Annotated in this window: 19 protein-coding genes; 11 read left to right on the top strand and 8 right to left on the bottom strand. The window is 40.7% G+C overall.

Annotated features, from left to right (window positions below; all coding sequences use genetic code 11):
* Positions 1–22 precede the first annotated feature (22 nt).
* From H3U82_RS01465 to H3U82_RS01475, 3 genes are all read right to left on the bottom strand, one after another.
* On the bottom strand, positions 23–1,552 hold the full coding sequence (locus H3U82_RS01465) for a class I adenylate-forming enzyme family protein (RefSeq protein WP_198208833.1): 1,530 nt from the start codon (positions 1,550–1,552) through the stop codon (positions 23–25).
* Positions 1,552–2,430, bottom strand: a complete 879-nt coding sequence (locus H3U82_RS01470) for an SDR family NAD(P)-dependent oxidoreductase (RefSeq protein ID WP_370524405.1) — start codon at positions 2,428–2,430, stop codon at positions 1,552–1,554. Before H3U82_RS01470 ends, H3U82_RS01465 begins: the two co-directional genes overlap by 1 nt.
* A 258-nt stretch (positions 2,431–2,688) precedes the next feature.
* Entirely contained in the window at positions 2,689–3,150 is a 462-nt protein-coding gene (locus H3U82_RS01475) for a hypothetical protein (protein ID WP_198208837.1), read from the bottom strand.
* 652 nt (positions 3,151–3,802) lie between these two features.
* On the opposite strand from H3U82_RS01475, the gene H3U82_RS01480 reads away from it, so the two are divergent.
* Positions 3,803–3,970, top strand: a complete 168-nt coding sequence (locus H3U82_RS01480; protein ID WP_198208839.1) for a hypothetical protein — start codon at positions 3,803–3,805, stop codon at positions 3,968–3,970.
* Between the two features lie 628 nt (positions 3,971–4,598).
* Here H3U82_RS01480 and rnhA read toward each other — a convergent pair.
* Together rnhA and H3U82_RS01490 are read right to left on the bottom strand one after the other, a co-directional pair.
* On the bottom strand, positions 4,599–5,033 hold the full coding sequence (gene rnhA, locus H3U82_RS01485; protein ID WP_078475184.1) for a ribonuclease HI: 435 nt from the start codon (positions 5,031–5,033) through the stop codon (positions 4,599–4,601).
* A gap of 31 nt (positions 5,034–5,064) precedes the next feature.
* A complete protein-coding gene (locus tag H3U82_RS01490; RefSeq protein WP_198208841.1) occupies positions 5,065–6,471 on the bottom strand; it encodes an FAD-binding oxidoreductase in 1,407 nt (468 codons plus the stop codon).
* A 129-nt stretch (positions 6,472–6,600) separates the two neighbouring features.
* Here H3U82_RS01490 and H3U82_RS01495 point away from each other — a divergent pair, with 129 nt between their 5' ends.
* The 6 genes from H3U82_RS01495 to purF all read left to right on the top strand — a co-directional run bounded on the left by H3U82_RS01495 (position 6,601) and on the right by purF (position 12,107).
* Positions 6,601–6,960 (top strand): hypothetical protein, encoded by a 360-nt coding sequence (locus H3U82_RS01495; RefSeq protein WP_078475149.1) that lies wholly within the window; start codon positions 6,601–6,603, stop codon positions 6,958–6,960.
* 6 nt (positions 6,961–6,966) lie between these two features.
* On the top strand, positions 6,967–7,452 hold the full coding sequence (locus H3U82_RS01500; protein WP_198208843.1) for a protein YgfX: 486 nt from the start codon (positions 6,967–6,969) through the stop codon (positions 7,450–7,452).
* A 4-nt stretch (positions 7,453–7,456) separates the two neighbouring features.
* Positions 7,457–8,761: a bifunctional tetrahydrofolate synthase/dihydrofolate synthase gene (gene folC / locus H3U82_RS01505; RefSeq protein WP_198208845.1), complete on the top strand. Its 1,305-nt coding sequence runs from the start codon at positions 7,457–7,459 to the stop codon at positions 8,759–8,761.
* Between the two features lie 43 nt (positions 8,762–8,804).
* Positions 8,805–9,974, top strand: a complete 1,170-nt coding sequence (locus H3U82_RS01510) for an SPOR domain-containing protein (RefSeq protein WP_198208847.1) — start codon at positions 8,805–8,807, stop codon at positions 9,972–9,974.
* A gap of 14 nt (positions 9,975–9,988) precedes the next feature.
* Positions 9,989–10,486: a CvpA family protein gene (locus H3U82_RS01515; RefSeq protein ID WP_025331135.1), complete on the top strand. Its 498-nt coding sequence runs from the start codon at positions 9,989–9,991 to the stop codon at positions 10,484–10,486.
* Between the two features lie 85 nt (positions 10,487–10,571).
* The gene (gene purF / locus H3U82_RS01520) at positions 10,572–12,107 is read left to right on the top strand and encodes an amidophosphoribosyltransferase (protein WP_198208849.1); all 1,536 of its coding nucleotides are present in this window, start codon (positions 10,572–10,574) and stop codon (positions 12,105–12,107) included.
* A 180-nt stretch (positions 12,108–12,287) separates the two neighbouring features.
* On the opposite strand, the gene H3U82_RS01525 is transcribed toward purF, so the two are convergent.
* Together H3U82_RS01525 and H3U82_RS01530 are read right to left on the bottom strand one after the other, a co-directional pair.
* Positions 12,288–13,358: a zinc-dependent alcohol dehydrogenase family protein gene (locus H3U82_RS01525; protein ID WP_198208851.1), complete on the bottom strand. Its 1,071-nt coding sequence runs from the start codon at positions 13,356–13,358 to the stop codon at positions 12,288–12,290.
* A 305-nt stretch (positions 13,359–13,663) separates the two neighbouring features.
* The gene (locus H3U82_RS01530) at positions 13,664–14,245 is read right to left on the bottom strand and encodes a bacterioferritin (protein WP_025331132.1); all 582 of its coding nucleotides are present in this window, start codon (positions 14,243–14,245) and stop codon (positions 13,664–13,666) included.
* Between the two features lie 619 nt (positions 14,246–14,864).
* On the opposite strand from H3U82_RS01530, the gene H3U82_RS01535 reads away from it, so the two are divergent.
* The 4 genes from H3U82_RS01535 (at position 14,865) to H3U82_RS01550 (ending at position 20,489) form a co-directional block, all read left to right on the top strand.
* Complete coding sequence (locus H3U82_RS01535; protein WP_198208854.1) at positions 14,865–17,927, top strand: S8 family serine peptidase; 3,063 nt, start codon at positions 14,865–14,867, stop codon at positions 17,925–17,927.
* Positions 17,928–18,170: 243 nt separating this feature from the next.
* Entirely contained in the window at positions 18,171–18,638 is a 468-nt protein-coding gene (locus H3U82_RS01540) for a YcxB family protein (protein ID WP_078475157.1), read from the top strand.
* 743 nt (positions 18,639–19,381) lie between these two features.
* Positions 19,382–20,083, top strand: a complete 702-nt coding sequence (locus tag H3U82_RS01545; protein ID WP_078475158.1) for a phosphoadenosine phosphosulfate reductase — start codon at positions 19,382–19,384, stop codon at positions 20,081–20,083.
* Complete coding sequence (locus tag H3U82_RS01550; protein ID WP_078475159.1) at positions 20,070–20,489, top strand: hypothetical protein; 420 nt, start codon at positions 20,070–20,072, stop codon at positions 20,487–20,489. The genes H3U82_RS01545 and H3U82_RS01550 overlap by 14 nt, the downstream gene beginning before the upstream one ends.
* 83 nt (positions 20,490–20,572) lie before the next feature.
* On the opposite strand, the gene hrpA is transcribed toward H3U82_RS01550, so the two are convergent.
* Positions 20,573–24,595 carry an ATP-dependent RNA helicase HrpA gene (hrpA, locus tag H3U82_RS01555; protein ID WP_198208856.1) on the bottom strand — a complete coding sequence of 1,341 codons (4,023 nt, stop codon included), beginning with the start codon at positions 24,593–24,595 and terminating at the stop codon, positions 20,573–20,575.
* Between the last annotated feature and the right edge of the window lie 160 nt (positions 24,596–24,755).

The raw sequence follows: 24,755 nt of genomic DNA on the forward strand, positions 1-24,755 counted from the left end.
CAGTACTGGTGTTTTCGCTAACTCAGATCTTAGATAATTCATAATATCGATTGATAAGTTGTTTTCTGTCAACTTTGCCAATATGAGTCATGGGCAATTCGTCAATGATATATATTTTTTTGGGCATTTGGTAACGTGCAATTTGTGGTTTTAACCAGTCTATTAAAGTATCTTCGGTTTGTTCAGTATGCGCTGCTAATACCACAAATGCCACTAATCTCTGTCCGAATTCCTCATCATTAACACTAATAACGGCTAAGTCGTTAATGTCAGGATGGTTAACTAAGCATTGTTCGAGTTCGAATGGGTAAACATTTTCACCACCTGAAACTATCATGTCATCAGCCCGGCCATTTAGATAATAATTATTTGTACTGTCTTTGTGAACTATATCACCAGTAGCTGTCCAGTTTTTGCCCTGAGTGGACCATGCACATTTGATATAGAGTTCACCTTTTATCGCATCCTCTTTGCCATTGTTCATTAATTTGACTGATAATCCTTTAACAGGCTTACCTAGAGTTGATGGGTGAGTGATTAAATCATCCGGCGTTGCAATCAGGCATATTCCAGCTTCCGATGTGCCATATAAGTTAAATAACACTTTACCAAGTTGATTAATTGTTCGTTGAACCAGTGTGACAGCAATTGGTGCGCCGCCGGTGATGATGCATCTTAAACTATGTAACTGCGTTACAGAATAATTCATCATTCGACTGAGCATTAAGGGAACGAGGGTGATAACTTCAATGTTATGTTTGTTAATAAGTTGACAAACTTTGGCGGCATCAAAGCGTTTATTGATAAATATAGTGGCACCTAATAGTACCGACATACACAATGTTGCAATACCAAAACCATGGTAAATCGGTGTTGCTATATAGATTCTGTTATATTTGCTCAGGTTTAATTTCATCAGCAATTGATAAAAAGGACTGATAAAATTTTGTGCTTTACTATTGCGCCCTGCCATTTTAAAACGTCCTGTTGTACCACTGGTTAACACAGTAAGTTTATTAAAATGGGTAACTTTAAGATTGCCGGAATAGGGGGGTATCTTATCCTTTAAGAGCGAGTAAATGGAAATTTGCTCCGGATGATCTGTTGGTAATGATTTGACATCAATTAAGATAGGAATTTGAGGATCATGTATGATCCAATCAAATTTTACCGCATCTTGTATATTTTGTAATTGCTTGGCTGATAGTTCTGTATTGAGTAAGTAAATATCTGCACTTAGCCGGGCAATAGCAAAGAGAGTTTGAATCATAATAGTATGATTACTTGCCATTATGGCTATTTTTTGATGCGGTTTTATGTCACAATGCGCCGCTAATTTTTTGGCTAAATGCTGTGACTGCGTATAAAGTGTACGATAATTTATGCAATTATCATTTTCATTAATGGCGATTTGGTCTGGGCTCAGCTTCTGACGTACATAGAGCAATGCCATTAAATTCATTCCAACCGAACGAAAACTCATTAATAAATAAAAAATTCCTTTAAAAGTCAAAAGTTTAATGGTGTAAAGCGCTTTGATTGTTTTTATCATCATTTTCTCTTAATGTAATAACAATTTAATTTAAACCAGATGCCATTAAACAGGACGCCGGCCAATTGCACTACCATCGCCCACCATGGTTTATATTGGCGTTTTTGTGTTTGTAATAAATAACTTATAATTGTAGCAGCTTGCTTTGGCTGTAATGCAGGTAAGTTCTGATAAGCTTTGGTCGGCTCAATCATCCTTGTTTTTACTAAAGGTAAATATGCTGTCGATACTTTGATTTGCCGGTTATGTAATTCAGGCATTGCTGAACGCAGCCATTGATCGAATGCCGTTTTTGAGGCTTGATATGCTGACCAATTCACCGCTGGCGCAAACAACACATTGACAGCCGAAACGTTAATGATATGTCCTTTACTTTGCTGTAATTTGGGGATAAGTGCAAGGCATAATTGTACCGGAGTCAGGTAGTTTAATTTTATGGTTCGTTCAAAATCATGCTGGCGGTCTAACGATTGCATGACCGGGCGACAAATCGATTTACCGGCATTATTAATAAATATGTCAACAGGTAAATTTTGTATATATTTTATGAATTCATCAATTTGTTCCTGATCACGCAAATCAGCTGCATAAATGTCAATTTTAGCTTTGCTCATAGTAAGCCGTTGCTTTAATTCGCGCAGTTTATCAACTGTGCGCGCAACCAATATTAAGTTGCAATCAATATCGGCCAAAAGATAACAAAGCGACTCACCAATGCCATAACTGGCGCCTGTTATAATGATAGTTTTATGTTTTAACCGCTGCGTTAAACGGCGGATATTAGGTTTATGTACATAAAACAGCAAAAAGTTAAGCAGTTTAATCAAAGCAACGGATTTCAATTGTAAATAATATAAACAACAGCATGAAGGTAGCAATTAATAAATCAATAGGTTATTTATTTTTGTTACGTCATCATTTTAATATAATATATTAAATAATTAGTCTGGTTAAACCTTGTCCTTAGCATGGATTAATAAAGCAGGCTATCATCATGACGGAATAAATAGCGGAAATGTAAATCATCCTGGAATATCATATATTCCAAAAAGATAAGCAAACCTTGCCAAAGATAGAATAAAAATTAATGCTACAAGTTTAATTGATAAACTTTATAGATTTAGTAAATGAAAAAGTTATATGCCCATAATATAGAATGAACTATACTTTTGTATAGTTATATCAATCCAGGCTATAAAATCGATAATCATCTGAGAAAGCAAAGGCTTGGATTTAGAAAACTTGTGAGCCGTTTCTTTTAAATAATCGTCTTCCAGCATACAGACAAAACGAAAATTAAATAAATCACTTTTAAGTTCTTTTAAATTCTGGGCTTGATCAACCCTGGTCTTAAGCCTTAATAGTGCCGGTTTTATAAGTAGCCATTGTTCTGTATTAACTTCGGTGATTCCCCAATGCCCATATTCACCGTATTTAGGAACATACTCGTATATAATGCCCTCAATAAAGCTGAACGCTCCTTCTGTCAGGTATTTAGATGTAGTACTGTAGACGGCTTTTTTATTAGGGGGTATGGCGAATTCAAAAATAAGCCCGCCTATGTTCTTATAATATGATTGTAAATTAAAATTAATCATGCACACACCATTATATTTCTCAAATGAGATTAAAACTGTATTAAATACAGGTACACTGAATATATTTTTAATTCAATTAATATATTATTTTAAATGGAAATTTGATTTATTTTAAAAAATTCAACTAGATACTGAGTTATATTTTAGGTGAAAAATTAGGTATTTTATACATGTATTTATAGATTAATTATAAATAATCATTGCAGTTGTGCTATTGTTTTTTCAATAATATTGGAATATTTTAGCATGAAATAAAAAAACGGTTTAATTAAATTAATCTGTTTTTTCCATAAAATTTCATCGAGCCCATATCTGCCGGCTTAGGCTGAGTATTAAATTCTTCTAAGCCGATACCAAAACTTATCAAACAATATGTTTTCTATGCTTGATAGCACTATTAAGGTAGTTAAGATGCGGGTGAGTGATAATAATTTATAAAGAAATTAAAGCTTTATTTGTCTAGTTCTATGCCAAGGACAATCAATTAATAAAATACCAAATTTATTTTTAAATTCCTATTGAAAATATAAGAAAAGATATTATATAAAAAATGTATTCATATATTATTGAAATGTAAAATATGGATATATGGTGATAATTTATATTTAAATTATCAATTAATTATGTATCTATTAATTAGAAAGGATATATTATGTCTAAACCAAATCCTCCTTATTATTTTAAAGAAAATAAAATAGACAGTGATACTTATCACTGGGAAAGCAATTGTTCTAAAAATCATTACCCTGCTAAGGGTTGGGTTAAAGATAGTCATCAACCCAGTGATAGAGAACAATGTGATGAATGTAAAGCTAAATAATAACTGTTTGGTTAAATGATAGGTTGAGCTTAACAATTCTCTGTATGGAATAAAGTTGATATGGATTGGAATATTAAGGGGAATATGATTTGGTAATCATCTCTGTTACCCATTATGATTTAACGCTCAATTTAGCATTGCATAGCCTGATCTCTAAGAGATCAGGCTTTGTTTTTTAATAAATTAATATATTTCTGCTTAATAGATCAATTGATAGATATAACAATAATTTAGTTTCAATCTTGAATGATAATAATATAAGATATGTTAGTATTGTTTTCTAGTTGTTTATTATATTATTGAATTTATTTAATTTTTTTTTGCTATAACTATGATGGACATTGATGATTATTTTCAATACTAATTTGTAGCAAAATTTTGTTCAGAGTAGAATGTTTTCAGTTAAATAGAATTATTATCTGAATATTTCTTAAATAGTTAATTTAATTAAATTAATATGTTTTTCCAGAATATTTCTTCGAGCCCACAGTTACCGCTTTAGGCTAAGTTTTAAATTCCTCTAAGCCGATACCAAAATTTATCAAATAGTATGCTTCTAGGCATGATAGCACTATTATGGTAGCTGAGAAGTGGGTAGGTGATGATAATTTACAAAGAAATTAAAGCTTTATTTAACCAGTTCCACGCCGCGATTAGCCAGTTCATCAGCTTTTTCATTTCCCGGATGTCCGGCATGACCTTTAACCCAGTGCCAGTGTACCTGATGCTTACTTACTTCGCTGTCCAGTGCCTGCCACAGTTCAGCATTTTTTACCGGCTGTTTTGAGGCAGTTTTCCAGCCGCGCGCTTTCCAGTTATGAATCCATTCCTGCATGCCGTTTTTAACATATTGGGAATCTGTATAGATATTAACAATGCACGGGCGTTTTAATGCTGCAAGTCCTTGAATTACAGCTGTGAGCTCCATGCGGTTATTGGTGGTATTAGCCTCACCGCCGAAAAGCTCTTTACTGTGGCTGCCGGATTGTAAAAATGCTCCCCAGCCACCTACGCCAGGATTGCCTTTGCAGGCACCGTCGGTATACAGAGTAACTTCACTCATATTCATAGTTGACTTAAAAATGCTTACTATATCATGTATGCACAGGTAAAACTTTTCCGGGATTCAGGATACCTTCAGGGTCGAGGTTATGCTTTTGTGCCTGCATCCATTTGATTTCTGCGTTACTGCGAACACGTGGCAGCCACTGATTTTTTAACTGACCAATGCCATGTTCGGCGGCTATACTGCCATGGTAGTTTAATACCTGTTCATATACGACTTTATTGATGTTTTCTTCATATTGATAAACATCATTATTCATTATATCAGCAATAAAAACATTGTAATGCAGACTGCCATCACCGAGATGTCCGAATAAAATGGTTTTGGTTTGCGGAAAGGTTTTAATCAGTTGTTGCTGGCAGTTTTCGACAAAGTCAGCAACATGTTTAATCGGAACGACAATATCATGCTTAATACTGGCTCCGAGACTGCGTTGTGCAGCAGATATGTTTTCACGCAAGCTCCATAAATGCTGACGTTCTGTTTCAGACTGAGCAATAACTGTATTAAGCCAGTTACCTTGTTCCAGTACGCTGATTAAGGGATCGGTTAAATTTTGTGCCGGCAGGCTATCGCTCAGTTCTACCAGAATATGCCAGCTCGCATGAGTTGGTTCGCGTAACTGACTATAGCTGGCTGACAGACTCAGAGCCGCCTGACTGATCAGTTCAAAGCTGGACAGGCGCTCGGCAAAGTGATTTTTCAGTGCGGCTAACAGACTGGTGGCAGAGTGAATATTGTCTACGCCAATCCATGCTGTTAAGACACTTTGCGGCGGAGCAAACAGTTTTAGTGTGGCAGCGGTAATAATCGCCAGTGTGCCTTCACTGCCAATGATTTGCTGACGCATTTCATAGCCACTGGTGTTTTTATGCAGTGGATACAGGTGACTGACCAGTTCGCCATCGGACAGGACATATTCCAGACCCAGTACCAGATCACGCATTGTGCCATAACGCACTACATTCAGACCGCCGGCATTACAGGCAATATTTCCGCCTATCTGACAGGAGCCTTCACTGGCCAGACTCAGGGGAAAATAGCGATTGGCAGTTTGAGCGATTTTCTGTACTTCAGCGAGTATCATGCCGGCTTCTACGGTAATGGTGTTGTCAGCCAGATTGAGTTTGCGCATGCGGTTAAGTTTACTTAACGAAAGGATAATTCCTTTACCGGCAACAGAAGCATGCGGTGTAGCACCGCCGCACAAGCCTGTATTTCCACCTTGTGGAGTAACAGGAATATGCTGCTGATGGCAATAGCGCATAATTTCCTGTACAGCGCTGACAGTATGCGGTTGTAATACTGCAAAAGCCTGTCCATGATAACGGCCACGCTGGTCGGTACAAAATGGTTCGATAAGCTGATTGTCAGTGAGGATTTCATCAGGCGTAAGGATTTGCTGAAACCGGGCTAGATGAATGGTGTGAGGCATGGCAGTTAACTCTGTAGACACAATAAGCTGATTGTACGGTAATTGAAAATTGCTGAGCGGTAAATATACGCTATCGCAGAACGTTTACAGTACAATATGGTTATTCAGTAATATTAGTAAGGATAGGGCATGTATTTTGTTGATCGCAGTGCTGTTGTGCTGAAACCTGCTCAGGCTTTTCTCGACTGGCTGAAAAGTACAAGTGATGATTTGCCTGAGTTAACTTTGTCACAGCTACAGAGTAATTGTACTACATTGCTGGTACCGGAATTTGAAACTCCGGAACAGGTCATTGGTTATATTGGTGAACGCTTTAATCTGATTTTTGAGGCAGAGCTGTCTGCATGGGAGGTTGAGCGTAAGCTGTGGCCGGTATTGGATATTGATCAGTTCTGGAATTTTTTTACAGTAGAAGTACATGATATGGTACTGGATCTGGTAGATACAGATATACATATATCTCCGGTATATGGTGAAGAACAGGTTTAGTATCTTATGATGGCGTGTGTTGTGCGGCTGAAGCCATCCAGATGTGCTTTTTATCTGGCGGTGATTATGCATGTACTGACACTAGTGGCTATTGTGTTCTACAGCACAGGCTGGTTGTGTCTGGTATGGCTGCTGGCATGGTTATTATCTGCATTATGGGCAGGTTATGGCTTGCGGCAAAGCAGAGTCAAAAAAATTGAAATCAGCTCACAGGGGCAGGCTTCACTGCTATTTACACAGGGCAAAGCTGCAGTACCGGCTAAACTGTGTTGCAGTGGTATTATTATCAGAGCAAATATGATGGCTTTACACTGGCAAACTTCGCGCGGCTGCGTATACCAGCTTTTGCTACCGGATATGACCGATGCGCAGGCATGGCGAAGATTACAAGTATGGGTACGCTGGTGTCAGCCAAACAATACACAATCGGTTTTGAGGCAATCAATCTTGAATAAGGTAATCCGCAGGTTCAGGCTGAAGGATAAGAATTAGAATAATGGCAGAAAAATTTCATGCAACTGGTTTGTCTTCATGGCTGCAACATCTGGAAAATGGTGTGGTCGGCGGCGAAATTGAAATGGGGCTGGCCAGAGTAGGTGCTGTTCGTGACTGGATGGGTTTAAAGCCGGTATGTCCGCTGATTGTTGTTGGCGGAACCAATGGTAAGGGTTCGGTATGTGCCTATCTGACACAGATTTATCATGAAGCCGGTTATCGGGTTGGTACCTTAACCAGTCCGCATTTGTTACGTTTTAATGAACGTATTGCGATTAATGGTGAAGCTGTTGCTGATGATTTGATTGTCAGTGCGTTTGAACATATACAGACAGCACGGGCTGAGATACCGTTAACCTATTTTGAGTTTAATACGCTGGCTGCCGTAGATGTATTTATACGTCAGCAGGTAGACGTAATGATACTGGAAGTAGGGCTGGGCGGGCGGCTGGATGCTGTCAATATATTTGATGCCGATGTGGCAGTGATTACCAGTGTTGATTTGGATCATGAGGCATTTCTTGGTGATACAGTAGAAAAAGTGGCATTTGAAAAAGCAGGCATTATGCGTGCTGGAAAGCCTGTAATTTGTGCTCAAATTCCTGTACCGCTCAGTCTGTCATCGCATGCGGCAGAGGTGGGGGCAGATTTACTTTTGCTTGGCCGAGATTTTGATTGCCATAAGATGGAAATGCAGCAGTGGTCGTATCGTTTTCATCCGCAGAAAAGTAGCTTATATAAGGATGAACATGCCCGTCATGCTTTACCGATACCAGTATTGCGCGGTAATTTTCAACTCAGTAACGCGGCTTGTGCATTAACTGTGCTGGAATGTTTGTCTGAACGTTTGCCTCTGGATATTGGTGCAATTAAACGCGGCTTGTTGCGCGTACGCCATCCGGGAAGATTTCAGGTGTTACCCGGACGACCGGTTACGGTACTGGATGTGGGGCATAACCCTCATGCAGCAAGGGCATTGCGCAGAAGTTTGATTGCTTTACCCTATGCGGAAAAACGCATGGCTGTATTCAGTATGCTGGCTGATAAAGACATTGATGCGGTTCTGGAAATTATTAAAGATCAGTTTGATTGCTGGCTGATAGCTCCGCTTGCTTTGCCACGCGGTATGACTATACAGGCTTTACAAGAAAAATTTATTCAGCATAATATTGCTGCTGTGACAGCTTATCCTGATGTTAAAGAAGCTTATCAGGCTGCTTTATCAGAGGCCGGTGAGAATGATAGAATTGTTGTATTTGGTTCGTTTCATACAGTAGCAGAAATAATAGATTTATCTTCAAGGTAAATTCTGAAAATAGAAACGATAAGGTCAGAGGAGTTAGTGATTAATGAATGCACAGGAAAATTATGAACAGCTGAAACGGCGCAACAGGCGCCGTTTGGTAGGTGCATTAATTATGGTAGTTATTGCTGCTATATTGCTGGTTATTATGCTGAGCCGTCGCACGCCTCAGTCTGTACCGGCACCGCAGCTTGAAGTCAGAACTGCTCCGTCAGAAACAGCTTCCGGCACAGCAGGTATGGTGTCTCAGGCGAGTGTTGTGGCGCAGGCACAATCTGCTTCAGCTATAGTACTGGAACCGGTAACGGCGGCAAGGTCATCTGCGGTAAATACAACTGTCGGTTCGGGTAATGCATCTGCAGCATCTGAACATAAACAGGAAAACAGTATATCCAGACCTGTAATGCGTGAAGAAACAACACATCCTAAACCTGTCTTGCCAGCTAAAATAAATAATACACCGGTACCGTCAGAGCGGCGGCCAAATGATACTGATTCAGCAGGTATCAAACCGTCTTCTGAAAGAAAGATTGTTGAAAAAAATAACAGACAACAAGTACATACTGAAGCAGTACCAGTTGTTAAACCAAAACCGGTTATTAACAGAACTCCGGTAGAAACAACAGAAAAAACTAAACAGGTTCCTGTTAATACGGCAAGCAGTAACCGCCCTAAAACTGAACCTGTAACAGTAAAGCCGGTGAATAAAACACCAGCCAGTACAGTTGATACTACACCTGTAGTAAAAAACAGAAGTGAAGTTGCTAATACAGACAAAAAACCTGTGTCTGCAACACCTAAACCAATAAATAAAAATCCAGTACCCGTAAAACCGGCGGCGACAGCAAAACCGGCAAATAATACGGCAGGCGGTAAACTGACACCGCAGCAGATATTGGAAAATAAAGCAGCCGGTACGGTGTCTAAAAATTCTGCTTCCGGTCAGAATCGAGGCAATGCTACCAGTAGCAATAATAAACCGTCTGTGGAACGGACTATAATTCAGATTGGTGCCTATACCACTGAGGCGCAGGCTAATCTGGTACAGCAAAGGCTGGCTGTTGCCGGTGTCACTACCAGTATCAGTAAAAGTCAGACTAGTAAAGGCACACTGTATCGGGTACGCAGCCAGGTTTATAATAATCGCAGTCAGGCTTTGCAAAATCTGGATAAAGTGCATGCTGCAGGACTGGACGGATTGGTAATTGGTTTATAGGAAGTTGGTATTGCATGACCCTTTTTGATGTGCTGGCTCTCGGCCTGATATTATTAACAACTCTGGTTGCTATGATGCGCGGGCTGGTGGGCGAAATAGCTTCACTGTTATGCTGGGTGGTTGCATTTGTCGGAGCCAAGTTGCTGGCTGCACCTGTGGCTGATATGGCTTTTACGACTATGCAGCCACGGGCGCTGGCTGTTTCATTATCATATGTGATGGTATTCGGTGTTTTGTGGATTATTCAGCGTCTGATGCGAACAGTGATTACTTCAGCATTGAAATCGATCGGGCTTGGCGGAGTTAACCGTATGCTGGGCGCCTGTTTCGGTGCGATTAAAGGAATTATTATTGTCACTTTAGTGGTGCTGATATGTTCTTTTACTGATTTGCCGAAATCTCCTGTGTGGCGGGATTCATTTACAGCAGGCATGTTTGAAAGGCTGGCGATGGTGGCGGTGCCTTATCTGCCGTCTTTTCTTGCTGATAAGCTGAATTCACCATCGGTATAACAGCATGAACATAAGTAACCGAATACAACGCGCGTTTTTAATAACAAAAAACGCGCGTATTTATTTGTCTTGAATGGAGAAAGTAATGTGTGGTGTATTGGGTATTGTGGCACATGAACCGGTAAATCAGCTTTTATATGATGGTTTACAGATGCTGCAACATCGCGGACAGGATGCTGCCGGAATTGTTACCGCTGAGGGTAATATGTTTCACATGCATAAAGGTCGCGGTATGGTACGTGATGTATTCCGTACCCGTAATATGCGTGAACTGATAGGTAATGCTGGTATTGCTCATGTCCGTTACCCGACAGCCGGAAATGCCAATTGCAGTGCTGAAGCGCAACCTTTTTATGTAAATTCCCCTTTCGGAATTGTGCTGGCACATAATGGTAATCTGACCAATACCGAGGATTTATTTAAAAATGTCTGTTTTACTGAATTGCGCCATGTAAATACCCGCTCTGATTCTGAAGTGCTACTTAATGTACTGGCACGAGAGCTGGAAAATCAGGTTGGTAATCGTACTGCACTGGCTTTATCGGATATTTTTGCTGCTGTGGCCGCACTGCATAAACGAGTACATGGTGCGTATGGTGTGGTGGCATTAATTGCCGGTTATGGTTTACTGGCTTTTCGTGATCCGCTCGGTATCCGGCCTCTGTGTCTGGGTAAAAGGGAAGAGAACGGTCATACAGATTATGTCGTTGCTTCTGAATCTGTGGTTTTCCCTAGTCTGGATTATGAGCTGGTAAGAGATGTGGCACCCGGTGAAGCTATTTTTATCAGTAATGAAGGTCAGCTATTTTCACAGCAGTGCGCACAGGCACCTCATCTGATGCCTTGTCTGTTTGAATATGTATACTTTGCCCGTCCAGACTCAGTCATTGATGGAGTATCGGTATATCAGGCTCGTCTGAATATGGGGGTAACACTGGCAGAAAAGGTAAAACGGACACTGGATTTAGCAGACATTGATGTAATTATGCCTGTACCCGATACCAGCCGTCCCAGTGCTATGGAACTGGCTCTGCATCTGAATAAGCCTTACCGGGAAGGATTATTTAAAAATCGTTATATCGGCCGGACATTTATTATGCCCGGGCAGGCTGTGCGTAAAAAATCTGTGCGGCAAAAGCTTAATCCGATGAATTATGAGTTTAGCGGTAAAAAAGTTCTGCTGGTAGATGATTCTATTGTACGCGGGACAACCAGCCGGGAAATTGTGGATATGGTGCGTGAGGCAGGAGCGATAAAAGTTTACTTTGCTTCCGCCGCACCGGCTGTATTGTTTCCGAATGTTTATGGTATTGATATGCCAACCCGGGAAGAATTGATTTCATACCGGCGTAATGCAGAGCAGGTGGCTGCGGAAATTGGTGCCGATGGTGTTGTATTTCAGGATTTGGATGATTTGAAAGAGGTAGTTTTAAAGCTGAATCCGCAAATTGAAGGTTTTGACAGTTCTTGCTTTGACGGCCGTTATATTACGGGTGATGTTGATGAAGCTTATCTGCAACATCTTTCTGAGAATAAAAATGCATTAGCCACTTCTTTTGTGGTTCCCAGTTTGATTGAACACAGTGTCAGCGTGCAGGAAGATGAGGATGAAGAAGAATAAATTGATATTTTAAATTCTACGGCGAATCGGATAAATAACAGAATTGCTGAATATTCGATTTTTCAGCGGATTTAAAGAGATAATCATTTTATAAACAGACAGTAATCAATAAAGCAGCCTTAATGGCTGCTTTATTTAGTAGGGCAGATTTCATTAAAGCTTTTATCTGCTCGGCAGTATTTAATAATCAATAATAACTTTCATGGCTTTTTCATCTGCAGCATGCATAAAGACATCATAAGCTTTTTCCAGTTCATTAAAGTGGAAGTGGTGAGTAGCCAGCTTTTCCATCGGCAGTTTGCCTGAGCAACAGGTTTTCAGCAACATGCCGGTAGTGTTGGCATTAACCAGACCTGTGGTAATGGTAAGATTTTTAATCCAGAGTTTTTCCAGCTCAAAGTTGACTGATTGCCCATGTACACCTACGTTAGCCAAGTGTCCGCCTTCTTTTACCACGCGCTGACAGATATTCCATGTGGCTTCAAGCCCTACAGCTTCCATAGCGCAGTCTACTCCGCGGCCGCCTGTGTATTCCAAAACACGCGCCACCGCGTCTTCGCTGGCAGAATTAATGATTTGCGTGGCACCCAGCTCTTTTGCCATATGCAGGCGGTTATCATCCATATCAATCATGATAATCTGGGAGGGAGAATATAGTTGTGCGGTCAATAAACAACTCATTCCTACCGGGCCGGCACCGACAATGGCTATTGTATCGCCGGGTTTAACATCACCATATTGCACGCCGATTTCATGTGCAGTAGGTAAGGCATCTGACAACAAAACGGCCACATCTTCATTTAAATTTGCCGGTAATCGGTAAAGTGAATTATCTGCAAAGGGAGTACGTACGTATTCAGCCTGAGTACCATCAATCATGTAGCCCATAATCCAGCCGCCACCACTCTGGCAATGTGCATAAAGCTGTTTCTGACAGTTTTCACAAGTACCACAGCGGCTGACACAGGAAATAATGACTTTATCGCCTTTTTTAAAATTTTTAACTGCACTGCCTGTTTCTTCAATAATACCAATCCCTTCATGTCCGAGAATACGACCGTTGAATTGACCGTCTTTTTGAATGGCGGTTTGTTCAATCTCTGGATTTTTTCCTTTCCAGATACCCAGATCGGTACCGCAAATAGTTGTCCGGGTTAAACGAATGATTGCATCAGTTGGTTCGATAATAACTGGTTTAGCACGTTCTTCAAAACGAATGTCACCTGCTCCGTAGTACACCATTGCTTTCATGTTGTTTACTCCATAAACTATTGAAAAATAATCCAGATATCTTTCTGGAAACCTCTTAATATGATTGTAGTGCAAAGAGATTCACACCACAATTTACCTGAGTATTTTCTTTAAAAGGTTTATCTGATTATTAATCTGCCTCAAGTTTGAGCGATTTATTGCTATAAAGATAAATAGAATTATGTCATAATAGATAGTTTGAAATAATAATAAATATAAAGTTCAAACATACACTAATGGCTGGAAAAGCAGTCTGAAAAAATCCGCAGACTAACTACGGATTTTTATGTTAAATCACTAAATTATTAAATTATTTTTTTCGATACGGGTTTGCCATCCAAACCTTCCATCATGTCGGATAATTCGTCTGCATGATCTTCTTCTTCAGCAAGAATATGTTCGAGTATGCGTTTAGTAGTGGTGTCATAATCGCTGACATACATAATGGCCTGCCGGTAAAGATCAATCACAATACGTTCTGCAATCAAATCTGACTCTACCATATCCCGTAAAGTTTCTCCCTCAATATATTCTGTCGGTGAACGCTGAATAAACACATCCGGATTCAAATCCGGTTCACCGCCAAGCTGGGTGATACGTTCAGCCAGCATAGCTGCATGTTTTTGTTCCTGCTCTGCATGTTCCATAAATTCTTCTTTAACGGCATCCATAAACAGGCCGGTTGCCATGTAGTAATGTCGCAGATAACGCAGTACACATACCCATTCTGAAGCCAAAGCTATATTAAGCAGTTCGATTACCCGTTCTACATCCAGCTCATAAGTAGAAGTAATCGGTCCGTCTTCATAATTTTTGCGTGCATTTTCCCTTAATTCTTCAGTGGTGCTGAATTTAATATCTCTTTTTAGCGGTTTGCGTTTGTTCATGCTTATCTCCTTATTTATCTAAACAAGTTACGGTTTGTTGCCTTGTGTTCCTTTTATAACGGTAACTGATTGTATAAGTTGTTGTCTATGAAAGTATTTTTAATATAAGTAATAATTAGCTGAATTTAATCGAATATTGTTTATTTAAATTTTTTCTTCTAAATATTTAATATATCAAGTCAAATATAATTAATTTATAAAGCATATATTTATGTTTTATGAGTAAAAAATTTAAAAAATATTATTCTTTATGCGTAAAAATTTTATTTCTTTTAATAAGATACTGCTTTAATGCCTTTCAGAGCCAGTATTTCGCCGGTTTAAATCCATATTGTAAATAAAGCTATAAATTATTTTTTTGGTATATTTATTTATAATTTACCAATCTGAAATTAAATACATAATAGTACGGAATATTAAAATAGATAAAAAAAATCTTATTTGGTTAATAAATATATAGACAAGTAAATCAGCAATTTAGACCATGTATCATGCCTGAATGCTAAACCCGAACTGAATAAGCAAATCAATGTTCATTAAGGTTATCAAGAAATATTAATAAAAATGAAATTTAAATTTTTATATTTATTTTTCAAATTAAGATAAAGGAACAGCCAGTATGAAACATTCAGCTTTAATGCTTAAATCCATAGTGATTGCTGTTTCATTTGCTTTAACGGCATGTGGTGGCGGTGGCAGTGGTGTTCATTCTAATTCTACGGAAACTGGCGGTAAACCGGGCGGAACCGATCCCGGTACCGGAAACCAGACACCGGGAGACGGAGAAAATACACCGAATGTGCCTTCACCAGTTACTCCTCCTCCGGTTACTCCTCCTCCGGTTACTCCTCCTCCGGTTACTCCTCCTCCAGTTAATCCAGATCCAGACAAACATGAGCCGGTTGATCCGACTCCGATAGATCCGGCTGATAATATTCCTGTTCCTTCATCCAATCCGTCGAGAATGGACAGTACCGAATCAGCAATAAAAATTCCGTTGAGTAAAAACCAGTATCCCCGCAGTGTATACGGTGAGGATAATACACAAGCTAACCTACTAAATCTGAAAGATGCACGGGATCAGGGGCTTGATGGTAAGGGGGTGAAGGTCGGTATTGTTGATTTGCCAGTCGATGTTAATCATCCGGCTTTACCTGACAATGTTGTTGATTTGGGACAGTTCGGGACACCTTATAATGGTAAAGCTTACCCGCATGGTGATGCAGTAGCTTTAAATATTGCTGGTAAAGATGTCAGGGGTAAAAAAATTGGAATTGCTCCAGAGGTGCAAATTTATTCAGCCAGTGCAACAGATAGCCGTGGGCCGGGATTAATCAATTTACTGGCTACCATAGATTCGTTTAACGCGCTTGATAAGGCTGGCGTGAAAATCGTCAATAACAGTTATGGCGCTAATTATTATAGTAATAAGCAATGGTACACTAATGTAGCTAAAGCTTATTTAAATGCAAATAATCCTGCTGATAAATCTGCATCCTATATCGGTCGTTTTGTTTCTCTGGTTCGGGATGATATGCTGTTTATCTGGGCAGCTGCCAATGACGGGCAAAGTCAGCCCAGTATTGAATCGTTATTTCCTTTAATTGAACCTGAATTGCAGAAAGGCTGGATCGTTGTTGCTGGTGTAAATAGCGATAATACAATTCAAAAGTCTTCCAACAGATGCGGCGATACTAAAAATTGGTGTATGGTGGCTTATTATCAGTATGAGATTGCTAATTTATACGCAAAGCCCGGCGATGATATTAATGCATTGCCACTAACCTATATCACGGGCACTTCATTTTCTGCTCCGCAGGTTACTGCTGCTGCGGCACTGGTTAAACAAAAATATCCCTGGATGACCAATAATAATTTACGAACCACATTACTGACGACGGCCACTGACCTGGGCGCTAAAGGTGTAGATTCGGTATATGGCTGGGGACTGCTGAATATTGGTAAGGCGGTTAACGGACCGGCACAATTTGCCTTCGGTGATTTCTCAGCAAATGTAACCGACGGCAGCTATGTATTCAGTAATGATATCAGCGGGCAAGGCGGGCTAATCAAAGACGGTACTGGAACACTGATATTGCAGGGTAATCATACTTATCAGGGTAAAACGCAGATTAATTCCGGTACGCTGGCCGTAAATGGCAGTAGCCAGTCTGCAACGCAAATTGGTAAAGATGCTGCTTATCTGGTTAAAGGCTTCACTGGTTCAGTAGATAATGCAGGTACTTTTATTAGTCAGGATGCCACTGTTAATGGTAGTTTTAACCAGACGGCAGCGGGTACTTTTCAGACCAGCCTTGGTAGCCGAACTACTGTCAATGGTACTGCCAGTCTAGCCGGTAGATTATATTTCGATGCGCTTAAAGCCGGTTTTGTGCCTCAGACAGGGATAAAAGTAGCTGTTATTAATGCACAGAAACGCTTGGGTGAATTTGACTCAACTGAATTTTCCGGTGGAATTCTGCTAGATGGTAAAACGGTTTACGATGACAATAATGTAGATTTTGATATTACCCGCATTTCTACACAAAAAGCTGTTATGGATAATGGTCTGTTAACCCGCAGTATTGCCGATCCGGCAATAGAGTCCGCTGCCAGAGCTGTGGATACGGCTTTCAGCCAGCTGGATGGTATACCCGCTGCAGACCAATATAGTGAACAGGATAAAGAATTATTCGATGGTGCGGCCAGAATTCAGAATGTACAGTCCGCTCAGAGTTTAAGGCGGTCGTTATATTCTTTATCCGGTGCGGTTTACAGTAACGCTAATATGGTCAGCACTCTGACATTAGGAAAACTGAATAGTGACTTTATGTCATCAATTCAGAATAACTCTGATGAGGTTAATGTGATTATGGAATTTAATCATTCACAGAATCGCTGGAATCCCACTGTTGTCAGAGGAAAACAGAATACTAATAGCGGTATATTCGGTATCAGTAAAAAATTTGGTAACGGATTATCTGCAGCGATGGCTTATACTTTTCAAAATACCGGCTGGAATGAACAATATGGCAATGCTGATATTAAAACCAATGGTTTAATTGCTGGTTCATTTTATGCGCCAAATCGATGGAACGGTGCCTACATATCCGGCAGCTTTGGATACAACCGTTTTTCCAATGATGTCAACCGGCGAATATGGCTGGGTGAGTCGTCAGAAGCAACAGGAGCAAAAGCCAAAGGTAACGTATGGCAACTGGCTTTTAAAGGAGGTAAAGCGTTTTATCTGAATCAATTGATTCTGACACCGCAGCTAGGTCTGAGATATGATTATTTGCAACAGAATCATTTTAGTGAAGACGGGGCAAACGGTTATGGTTTATATGCCCGAAAGCTTAATAAAGGTGTTGTAGCCGGTTCGGCCAGTATTCTTACTCAATATCGTTTTGGTATACGGGATACTGTGTTTGATATTTTCGGACTGCTGGGTATTGAGCATGATTTTCGCGACAGAGAATATGCAATGAGCGGAGGTTTTGCCGGAATACACGGAAATGAACGTTCCGGTAAATGGGCTTCAGCAAAAACACGCTGGAATGCTGCTGTAGGTGGAAATGTACAGATCAGCCGTAATCTGAAAGCCGGTATTCAGTATCAGTATGAAAATGGTAGCCACTGGCACAGTAATTCAGGGATGGCAAACTTAAAAATCACTTTCTGATTATGATAAGTAGTAAAACGGATAATTAACCGGATTTCAGGTTAACTAAAATTCTTTTTTTAAGAAATTAAAATTTTAATTTAACAGAATGCTGTCTGACTTGAGGATTTATGGTCGATGTTAAGTTAACAAATAAATGTATAATGTAATGGCTAAAATGAAAAATCAGGCGTTAAAAAAAAATTTATATATTGGTAAGTAAAACATCAGTAATTATAAATTTATTTTTACCGGATTAATCCTATGATTATTAAAATAAATACTAAAGCCTTTTATGCTTTTATTATGACACTTCCAATATTGATTATAGTAATTGGTATTGATGCTTATAATATTTATATAAATAGAATAACAATTTCTCTGATAATTCTGAATATTATAACTATTTTCTATCCGATATTTAAAATCAAGGATGAATTTGAAAAAATAGGAGGATTTGGCAATTATATTATTGAAATTACTTCTGAGTGCCTGACAAAAGAAAAAAAGGGAAATAAGACATGCTTTGAATGGCAGGATTTTTATTCAGTAATTAAATTTCACAATAGAATTTATTTGTATTTAAAGAGAAAAAACTCTATCAGATCATACAGACGTTTAATATATTTGGATAGAAAAGACTTTAGCAGTAAAGATGAATTTGATGCCTGCTTCGAAAATTGTAATACCTATATAAAAAAGCAAAAGTATAAAAATTTGATTAATTTGTAAAAAAACCACAAATAATTTACTTAAAATTAACAGTTATTTATGAGGAAGTTTTTTATTCTGTTTTTTAATGAATTGAGAAGAATAGAATAGATAGAAAAAGAATAAAATTTTAGTAATGTAAAATAGATTTCTGAATTTATATAAAAAAAGAACCCGTCATTAAAAATTTATAAGCCGTAATGTAGGAGAAAAGCTTATAAACAAAATGACCGGGTCAGGGAAATAAATAGCTTAGATATTCAGGTGTTAATGATATCAGTCATATTAATCTATGTCTACAAATATTTTCTTATTATTACTGAAATATACAAAATATTTTAAATATGGTTTTGATATTTATATAAATATTTTTAAAGCTGGGTTATGAATGATGTTAAATCAGGAATTAATGTAATGTTTAATGTTGTAAATTACTGATTTTTAATTTAATTTTTTTTATATAAGTTGACTTGTCAATATGTGCCAGGAAATAGCTTTTAGTGTCAAGAAGCAGGTTGAAGCAGGAATCGAAAACTTTACCAGATATATCATTAGGTATTTATTTGCATAATAAGCTGAATGCCAGACATAAATTTATTTAAATAAGGTTGGTTATGCTTTTTTATTGCTGGTTTAATGAGTATGCAGCTATTTTTTATATTTTTTAATAGTTTATGGTGATTGTAGCATGTTGAGCATCTAAATTTATTTTAGCTATACTAATTGAGTTATGCAGTGTTGGTTTATAAGGGAATTTTGCGAATATGGCTATTTTATCTGGGGCCAGAACAGTCCGGAAGATGGCCTGTGATCATCGTCAGAGTATTCTGGCATTTAGCACAGGTAAGAATGCTGTTGCTGCGTATCTGGCAATCAGGGATAGTTTTACTGAGATTTATCCCTATTATTTGTATCTGGTGCCCGAGCTGGAATTTGTAGAAGAACAGCTTGATTTATATGAACGCCAGTTTAATTTCAAAATTACCCGTTTGCCGCATCCAGCACTGTATCAGATGCTCAGTGCACATGTTTTTCAGCCACCATCTAATATATCTGTGATTGATAAGGCAAATTTGGTGAATTTTGATTTTGCTGATATCCGCCGGATGATGTGCAGAAAATTTAATTTACCGTCCAATACCCCGGTAGCGAACGGTACCAGAGTGGAACATAGTTCCAAACAGCGCCTGAGTATGCAGAGACACGGATCGATTGTGAAGAGTCAGTGTCAGTATTATCCAGTATGGGACTGGAAAAAAGGGGATTTGCTCCGCTGTTTTAAGCAGCATAACATCAGGCTGGGAAGTGATTACAGGGTGTTTGGCTGCTCATTTGATAGTCTGGATTTACGTTTTTTGTTACCTGTTAAAGAACTCTATCCGAAGGATTACCGAAAAATTCTGGAGTATTTTCCGCTGTGTGATTTAGAAATTTATCGCTGGGAATGTGCTAATGGAAAAAGATAAAACAATGAAAATTAAAGTATCTGCACAATCTGTTTATAACAGGGGAAGGCAGAGAGGTAAATCCGAACCGGTTTCATGTTCAAAGCATGCTGACAGGAATACAGATGCAGATGCATTAGAGCAGATGAGAGGGCTGAAAGAAGAGTTTCAACAGGTTAAAAAAATGCCTGCGCAGCTCAGACAAAGAGTGACTGACAGTGAATACTGGTGTGCTGTCTGTTTTCAGTCCTATGAACAGTTGATGGTTTTTCTCGGTGAATTAACTGTACCGGTTTTTGAAAATAAGTATATTGACGGTCAGTTACTGGCACAGAAAATGAGTATTGATCTGCCCCCGGTCAAAGTGAGATTTCGTTTGCCTGGTTATATAGATAAAGATTTCCAGGAGTTAGCAGATGAAAAGTAATAGAAATCTGTGTCATAACTGCCGGTAAAACGGACGGGATAACAGCTCTGTTTTTCCGAACAGAGCTATTTTATTGAGTACATTTATAAAATAGCCGTGCGTTTATCCCATTCTTTGCTCAGGCGTTTTGCTGAAACCGGATAGGGTGTTTTCAGCTCCTGAGCAAACAGGGAGACGCGCAGTTCTTCCAGCATCCACCGGAATTCGGCAATGGCCGCAGGTACCGGCTGATTTTGTTGCCGGTATTGCTGTACTTTTTTTTGCCAGGTATCAGTAAGTTCCTGAATGTCGTTTTCCCGCGCATTATCACGTGCCGGATTACTGCCGTATTTATCCATACGCCTGAGCATGGCTTGCAGATAAACCGGCAGACGCGGCCACTGCTGCCATGGTGTGGCACTGGCAAAACCCGGATAAACCAGACTGTTCAGATGCTCACGCAGAAGCGGGGTTAACGGGTGTTTACCCAGATGGCTGCTGACTTCAGTATAAGCCTGCGCTGTTTGCAGGGCATATTGATTAACAGCTTCTTTAACTGCCGGTAAACGGCTGCGGGCACGTTTTATCTGTTCTTTAAAAGCTCTTTCATCACGCGGCAGTTCATCTTCACCTATCAGAGCCCGATCCAGAACGGCATGAGTCAGGTCTTCACGCAAAGTATCAGTACCCAGGTGTTTAAGCAGCATGGCGATTTGGGTGAAGTCGGGCAGACCTTTATTCAGGTCTTTAACCTGTTCTTTCAGTTGCAGACTCATCAGAGCAAGTACGCCGCTGCGGTGTGCCTGTTCGGCAGCCGCCGCTGTATCAAACAGCCTCAGGGAAATACTGCCGTTTTTTTGCAGTTGCAGGCCGAGATAGCCGGTAAGCTGTTGCTGAGCACGGGCAAATTTGATGCTTTCCGGTAGTTTACCTATATCCCAGCTGGTAATGTTATCTCGCTCAAACTCATTGCTGTTGTCACGGAAAGTAACCGCAGCCGCCTGTCCGAGCTGTTGTTGCAGGCTAATAAGATCACGACCGCTGGCCAGTTCTGTACCGCTGTCATCAATCACCTGAATATTGAAATAACAATGTGCCGGCAGTTGCTGGGTTTGCCAGTGTTCGACGTCTATCTGGTTAAGCAGACGCATGTCTCCGGCCTGACGGGCAATGGCATGTGCCAGCTGAGGCAGTAAAGGCGCATTGATATCGGGATGATTGCTGAGAAATGTAGTGATGAAATCAGGTACAGGCACGCAGATCCGGCGAATTTGTTTGGGTAAAGCTTTTATCAGTAACTGCAGCTTTTCTCGAATCATGCCGGGAACCAGCCATTCCAGTCTGGATGCATTGATGCGGTTAAGCAGTGGCAGAGGCACAGCTATAGTGACACCGTCAAACGGATGATGGGGTTCGAAACGGTAGCTGAGCGCACAGCGACCGTCTGTAGTATCAAGGTATTCCGGAAACTGGCTTTCAGTAACATTACTGGCTGCATGTTGCATCAGGTCGTCACGGCTCAGATACAATAGTTTCGGATTTTCTGCCTCAGCCTGTTTACGCCACATTTCAAAGGTACGGATATCAGCCAGCGGCAGAATACGGCCTTTGTTTTCTACATTTGCCGGCAGACGCTGGTCGTAGAAACTGAACAGTGCTTCTTCATCTACCAGTACATCCTGCCGGCGTGATTTATGTTCCAGTTCGGTGATTTCTTCGATCAGTTGATGGTTATGCCGGAAAAAAGCTGCTTTAAGATCGCATTCCTGCGCTACCAGTGCACTGCGAATAAAGATTTCGCGTGCTTCTTTGGCATTGATGCGCCCATAGGCGACCGGGCGGCGGGGCAGAACAGTGAGACCATAAAGAGTAATGCGTTCACTGGCCACCACTTCACCGCGTTTCTGTTCCCAGTGGGGTTCAAAATAATGATAGCGCAGAAGATGAGGTACTTCGCTTTCAATCCATTCCGGTTCAATCTTGCCGACATCACGGGCATATAGTCGTGAGGTTTCGGTTAGCTCTGCAGCAATAATCCATTTAGGCTTACTTTTAAACAGAGCGGATGCCGGAAAAAGGTGAAAATGAATTCCTCGTGCACCGGTATAGTCGTGGCCTTCGGGGCTTTTCAGTCCGACATTGGCTATTAGTCCGGTCAGTAGAGCACGGTGAATTTGTTCGTAGCTGGCTTCTTTTGCCTGTTGCCGTTGCTGACGCTGCTGCCGGCGGACGATTTGCTGCTGTTTGAGTTTTGCGGATAAATCCTGATCACTAATGTCAGTTATGGCTGGCTGGGGATGATTGTCCGGTAATTGTCGGTAAGCACCGGCCTTATCGGTAAGTTCCATATCTATGGCAATTTGTGCCAGCTGGTGATGTAGCTCGCGCCATTCGCGCATACGCAGATGAGAAAGAAAATATTGATGACACCACTGCACCATCTGACGATTGGATAACCCTTTGTCACGTTCGCGCTGATAGGAGTCCCAGATATTCAGATAGGCGAGAAAATCCGACTGCTTATCGTTAAAACGTTCATGTGCTTTGGCAGCAGCTTCGCGAGCTTCCAGTGGTCGTTCACGCGGATCCTGAATCGACAGTGCAGCCACAATAACCAGCATTTCGGCAACGCACTGCAAGCGTTTCCCCGCCAGCAGCATGCGGCTGATACGCGGGTCTACTGGCAGACGTGCCATTTGTTCGCCAAGTTTGCTTAGCTGATTATGTTCATTTACTGCGCCCAGTTCGAGCAATACCTGATAGCCATCATTGATATAGCGCTGGTCAGGTGCTTCGAGAAAGGGGAATGCATTAACATCGCCGAGTTTCAGGCTGATCATGCGCAGGATTACAGCCGCCAGATTACTGCGGATAATTTCCGGATCTGTAAAGGCAGGGCGCTGATTAAAATCCTGCTCGCTGTAGAGGCGTATACAGATACCGGCGGCAATGCGCCCGCAACGGCCGGCGCGCTGACGAGCCGCAGCCTGACTGATAGGTTCGATATGCAGTTGTTCGACTTTAGCACGGGCTGAATAGCGTTTTACCCGCGCCAGTCCGGTATCGATAACATAACGGATACCGGGTACGGTGAGTGAGGTTTCGGCAACATTGGTAGCCAGTACGATACGCCGCTGACGACCATTGGGATGAAAGATTTTATGCTGTTCGGCTGCTGACAGGCGTGCAAATAGAGGCAGAATCTCATCATTGCGACGCAAAGGTGATTGCTGTAATGCATGTGCTGCTTCGCGAATTTCTCTTTCACCCGGCAGAAAAATCAGAATATCACCTTCACCTTCTCGTGCCAGTTCATCTGCGGCATCGACGATGGCATCATTGATTTCTATTTCAGCTTCGTCTGCATCTGTGGTGTGCAACGGACGGTAACGTACTTCTACCGGATAGGTACGTCCGGATACTTCAATTACCGGTGCTGCTACACCGTTCTGTGTGAAATGTTTACTAAAACGTTCGGCATCAATCGTAGCTGAGGTAATGATGACTTTCAGGTCCGGGCGCCGTGGCAGCAGTTGTTTGAGATAACCAAGCAGGAAATCAATGTTCAGGCTGCGTTCATGCGCTTCATCAATGATGATGGTATCGTAAGCACTGAGAAAGCGGTCGGTCTGGCTTTCTGCCAGCAAAATGCCGTCAGTCATCAGCTTGATGTAGCTTTCCGGGGCGGTTTTGTCATTGAAGCGCACTTTATAGCCAACATGCTGTCCGATCCGGCTATGCAGTTCTTCAGCAATTCGTTCGGCTACTGAGCGTGCGGCCAGCCGCCTTGGCTGAGTGTGACCAATCAGTCCGGCTACACCACGGCCAAGCTCAAGACAGATTTTCGGTAACTGGGTGGTTTTACCGGAACCGGTTTCACCACAAACGATTACGACCTGATGCTGACTGATTGCCTGCTTGATTTCTTCGCGTCTTTCATGCACTGGCAAAGTGTTATCGTATTCGGGTACAGGCAGTCCGGCCAGACGCTGCAGATAAGCCTGATGAGAGCGCTGGTAACGGCTGTTTACTTTTTCCTCGCCACCGAAACGGGCAGGATTTTTGCAGGCTCGATACAGGTAATAGCGGTCTTTACTCAGGATTTGGTTAAGTTCGTATACAGACATGGCACAGAGATTGCCGGAAAATTAGTAGTGTGTGTATTATACCAAATCTGCCAAAACTGCTTTTTTACAGGCATTCCATGGCAGATTTATATCTCAGAATCAGATAAAGATATAGATGAACAACAAGATAATAAGAATACAGATTTTTGATTGCTATGCG

It is taken from the genome of Snodgrassella sp. W8132 (assembly GCF_016100865.1).
GTDB lineage: Bacteria > Pseudomonadota > Gammaproteobacteria > Burkholderiales > Neisseriaceae > Snodgrassella > Snodgrassella alvi.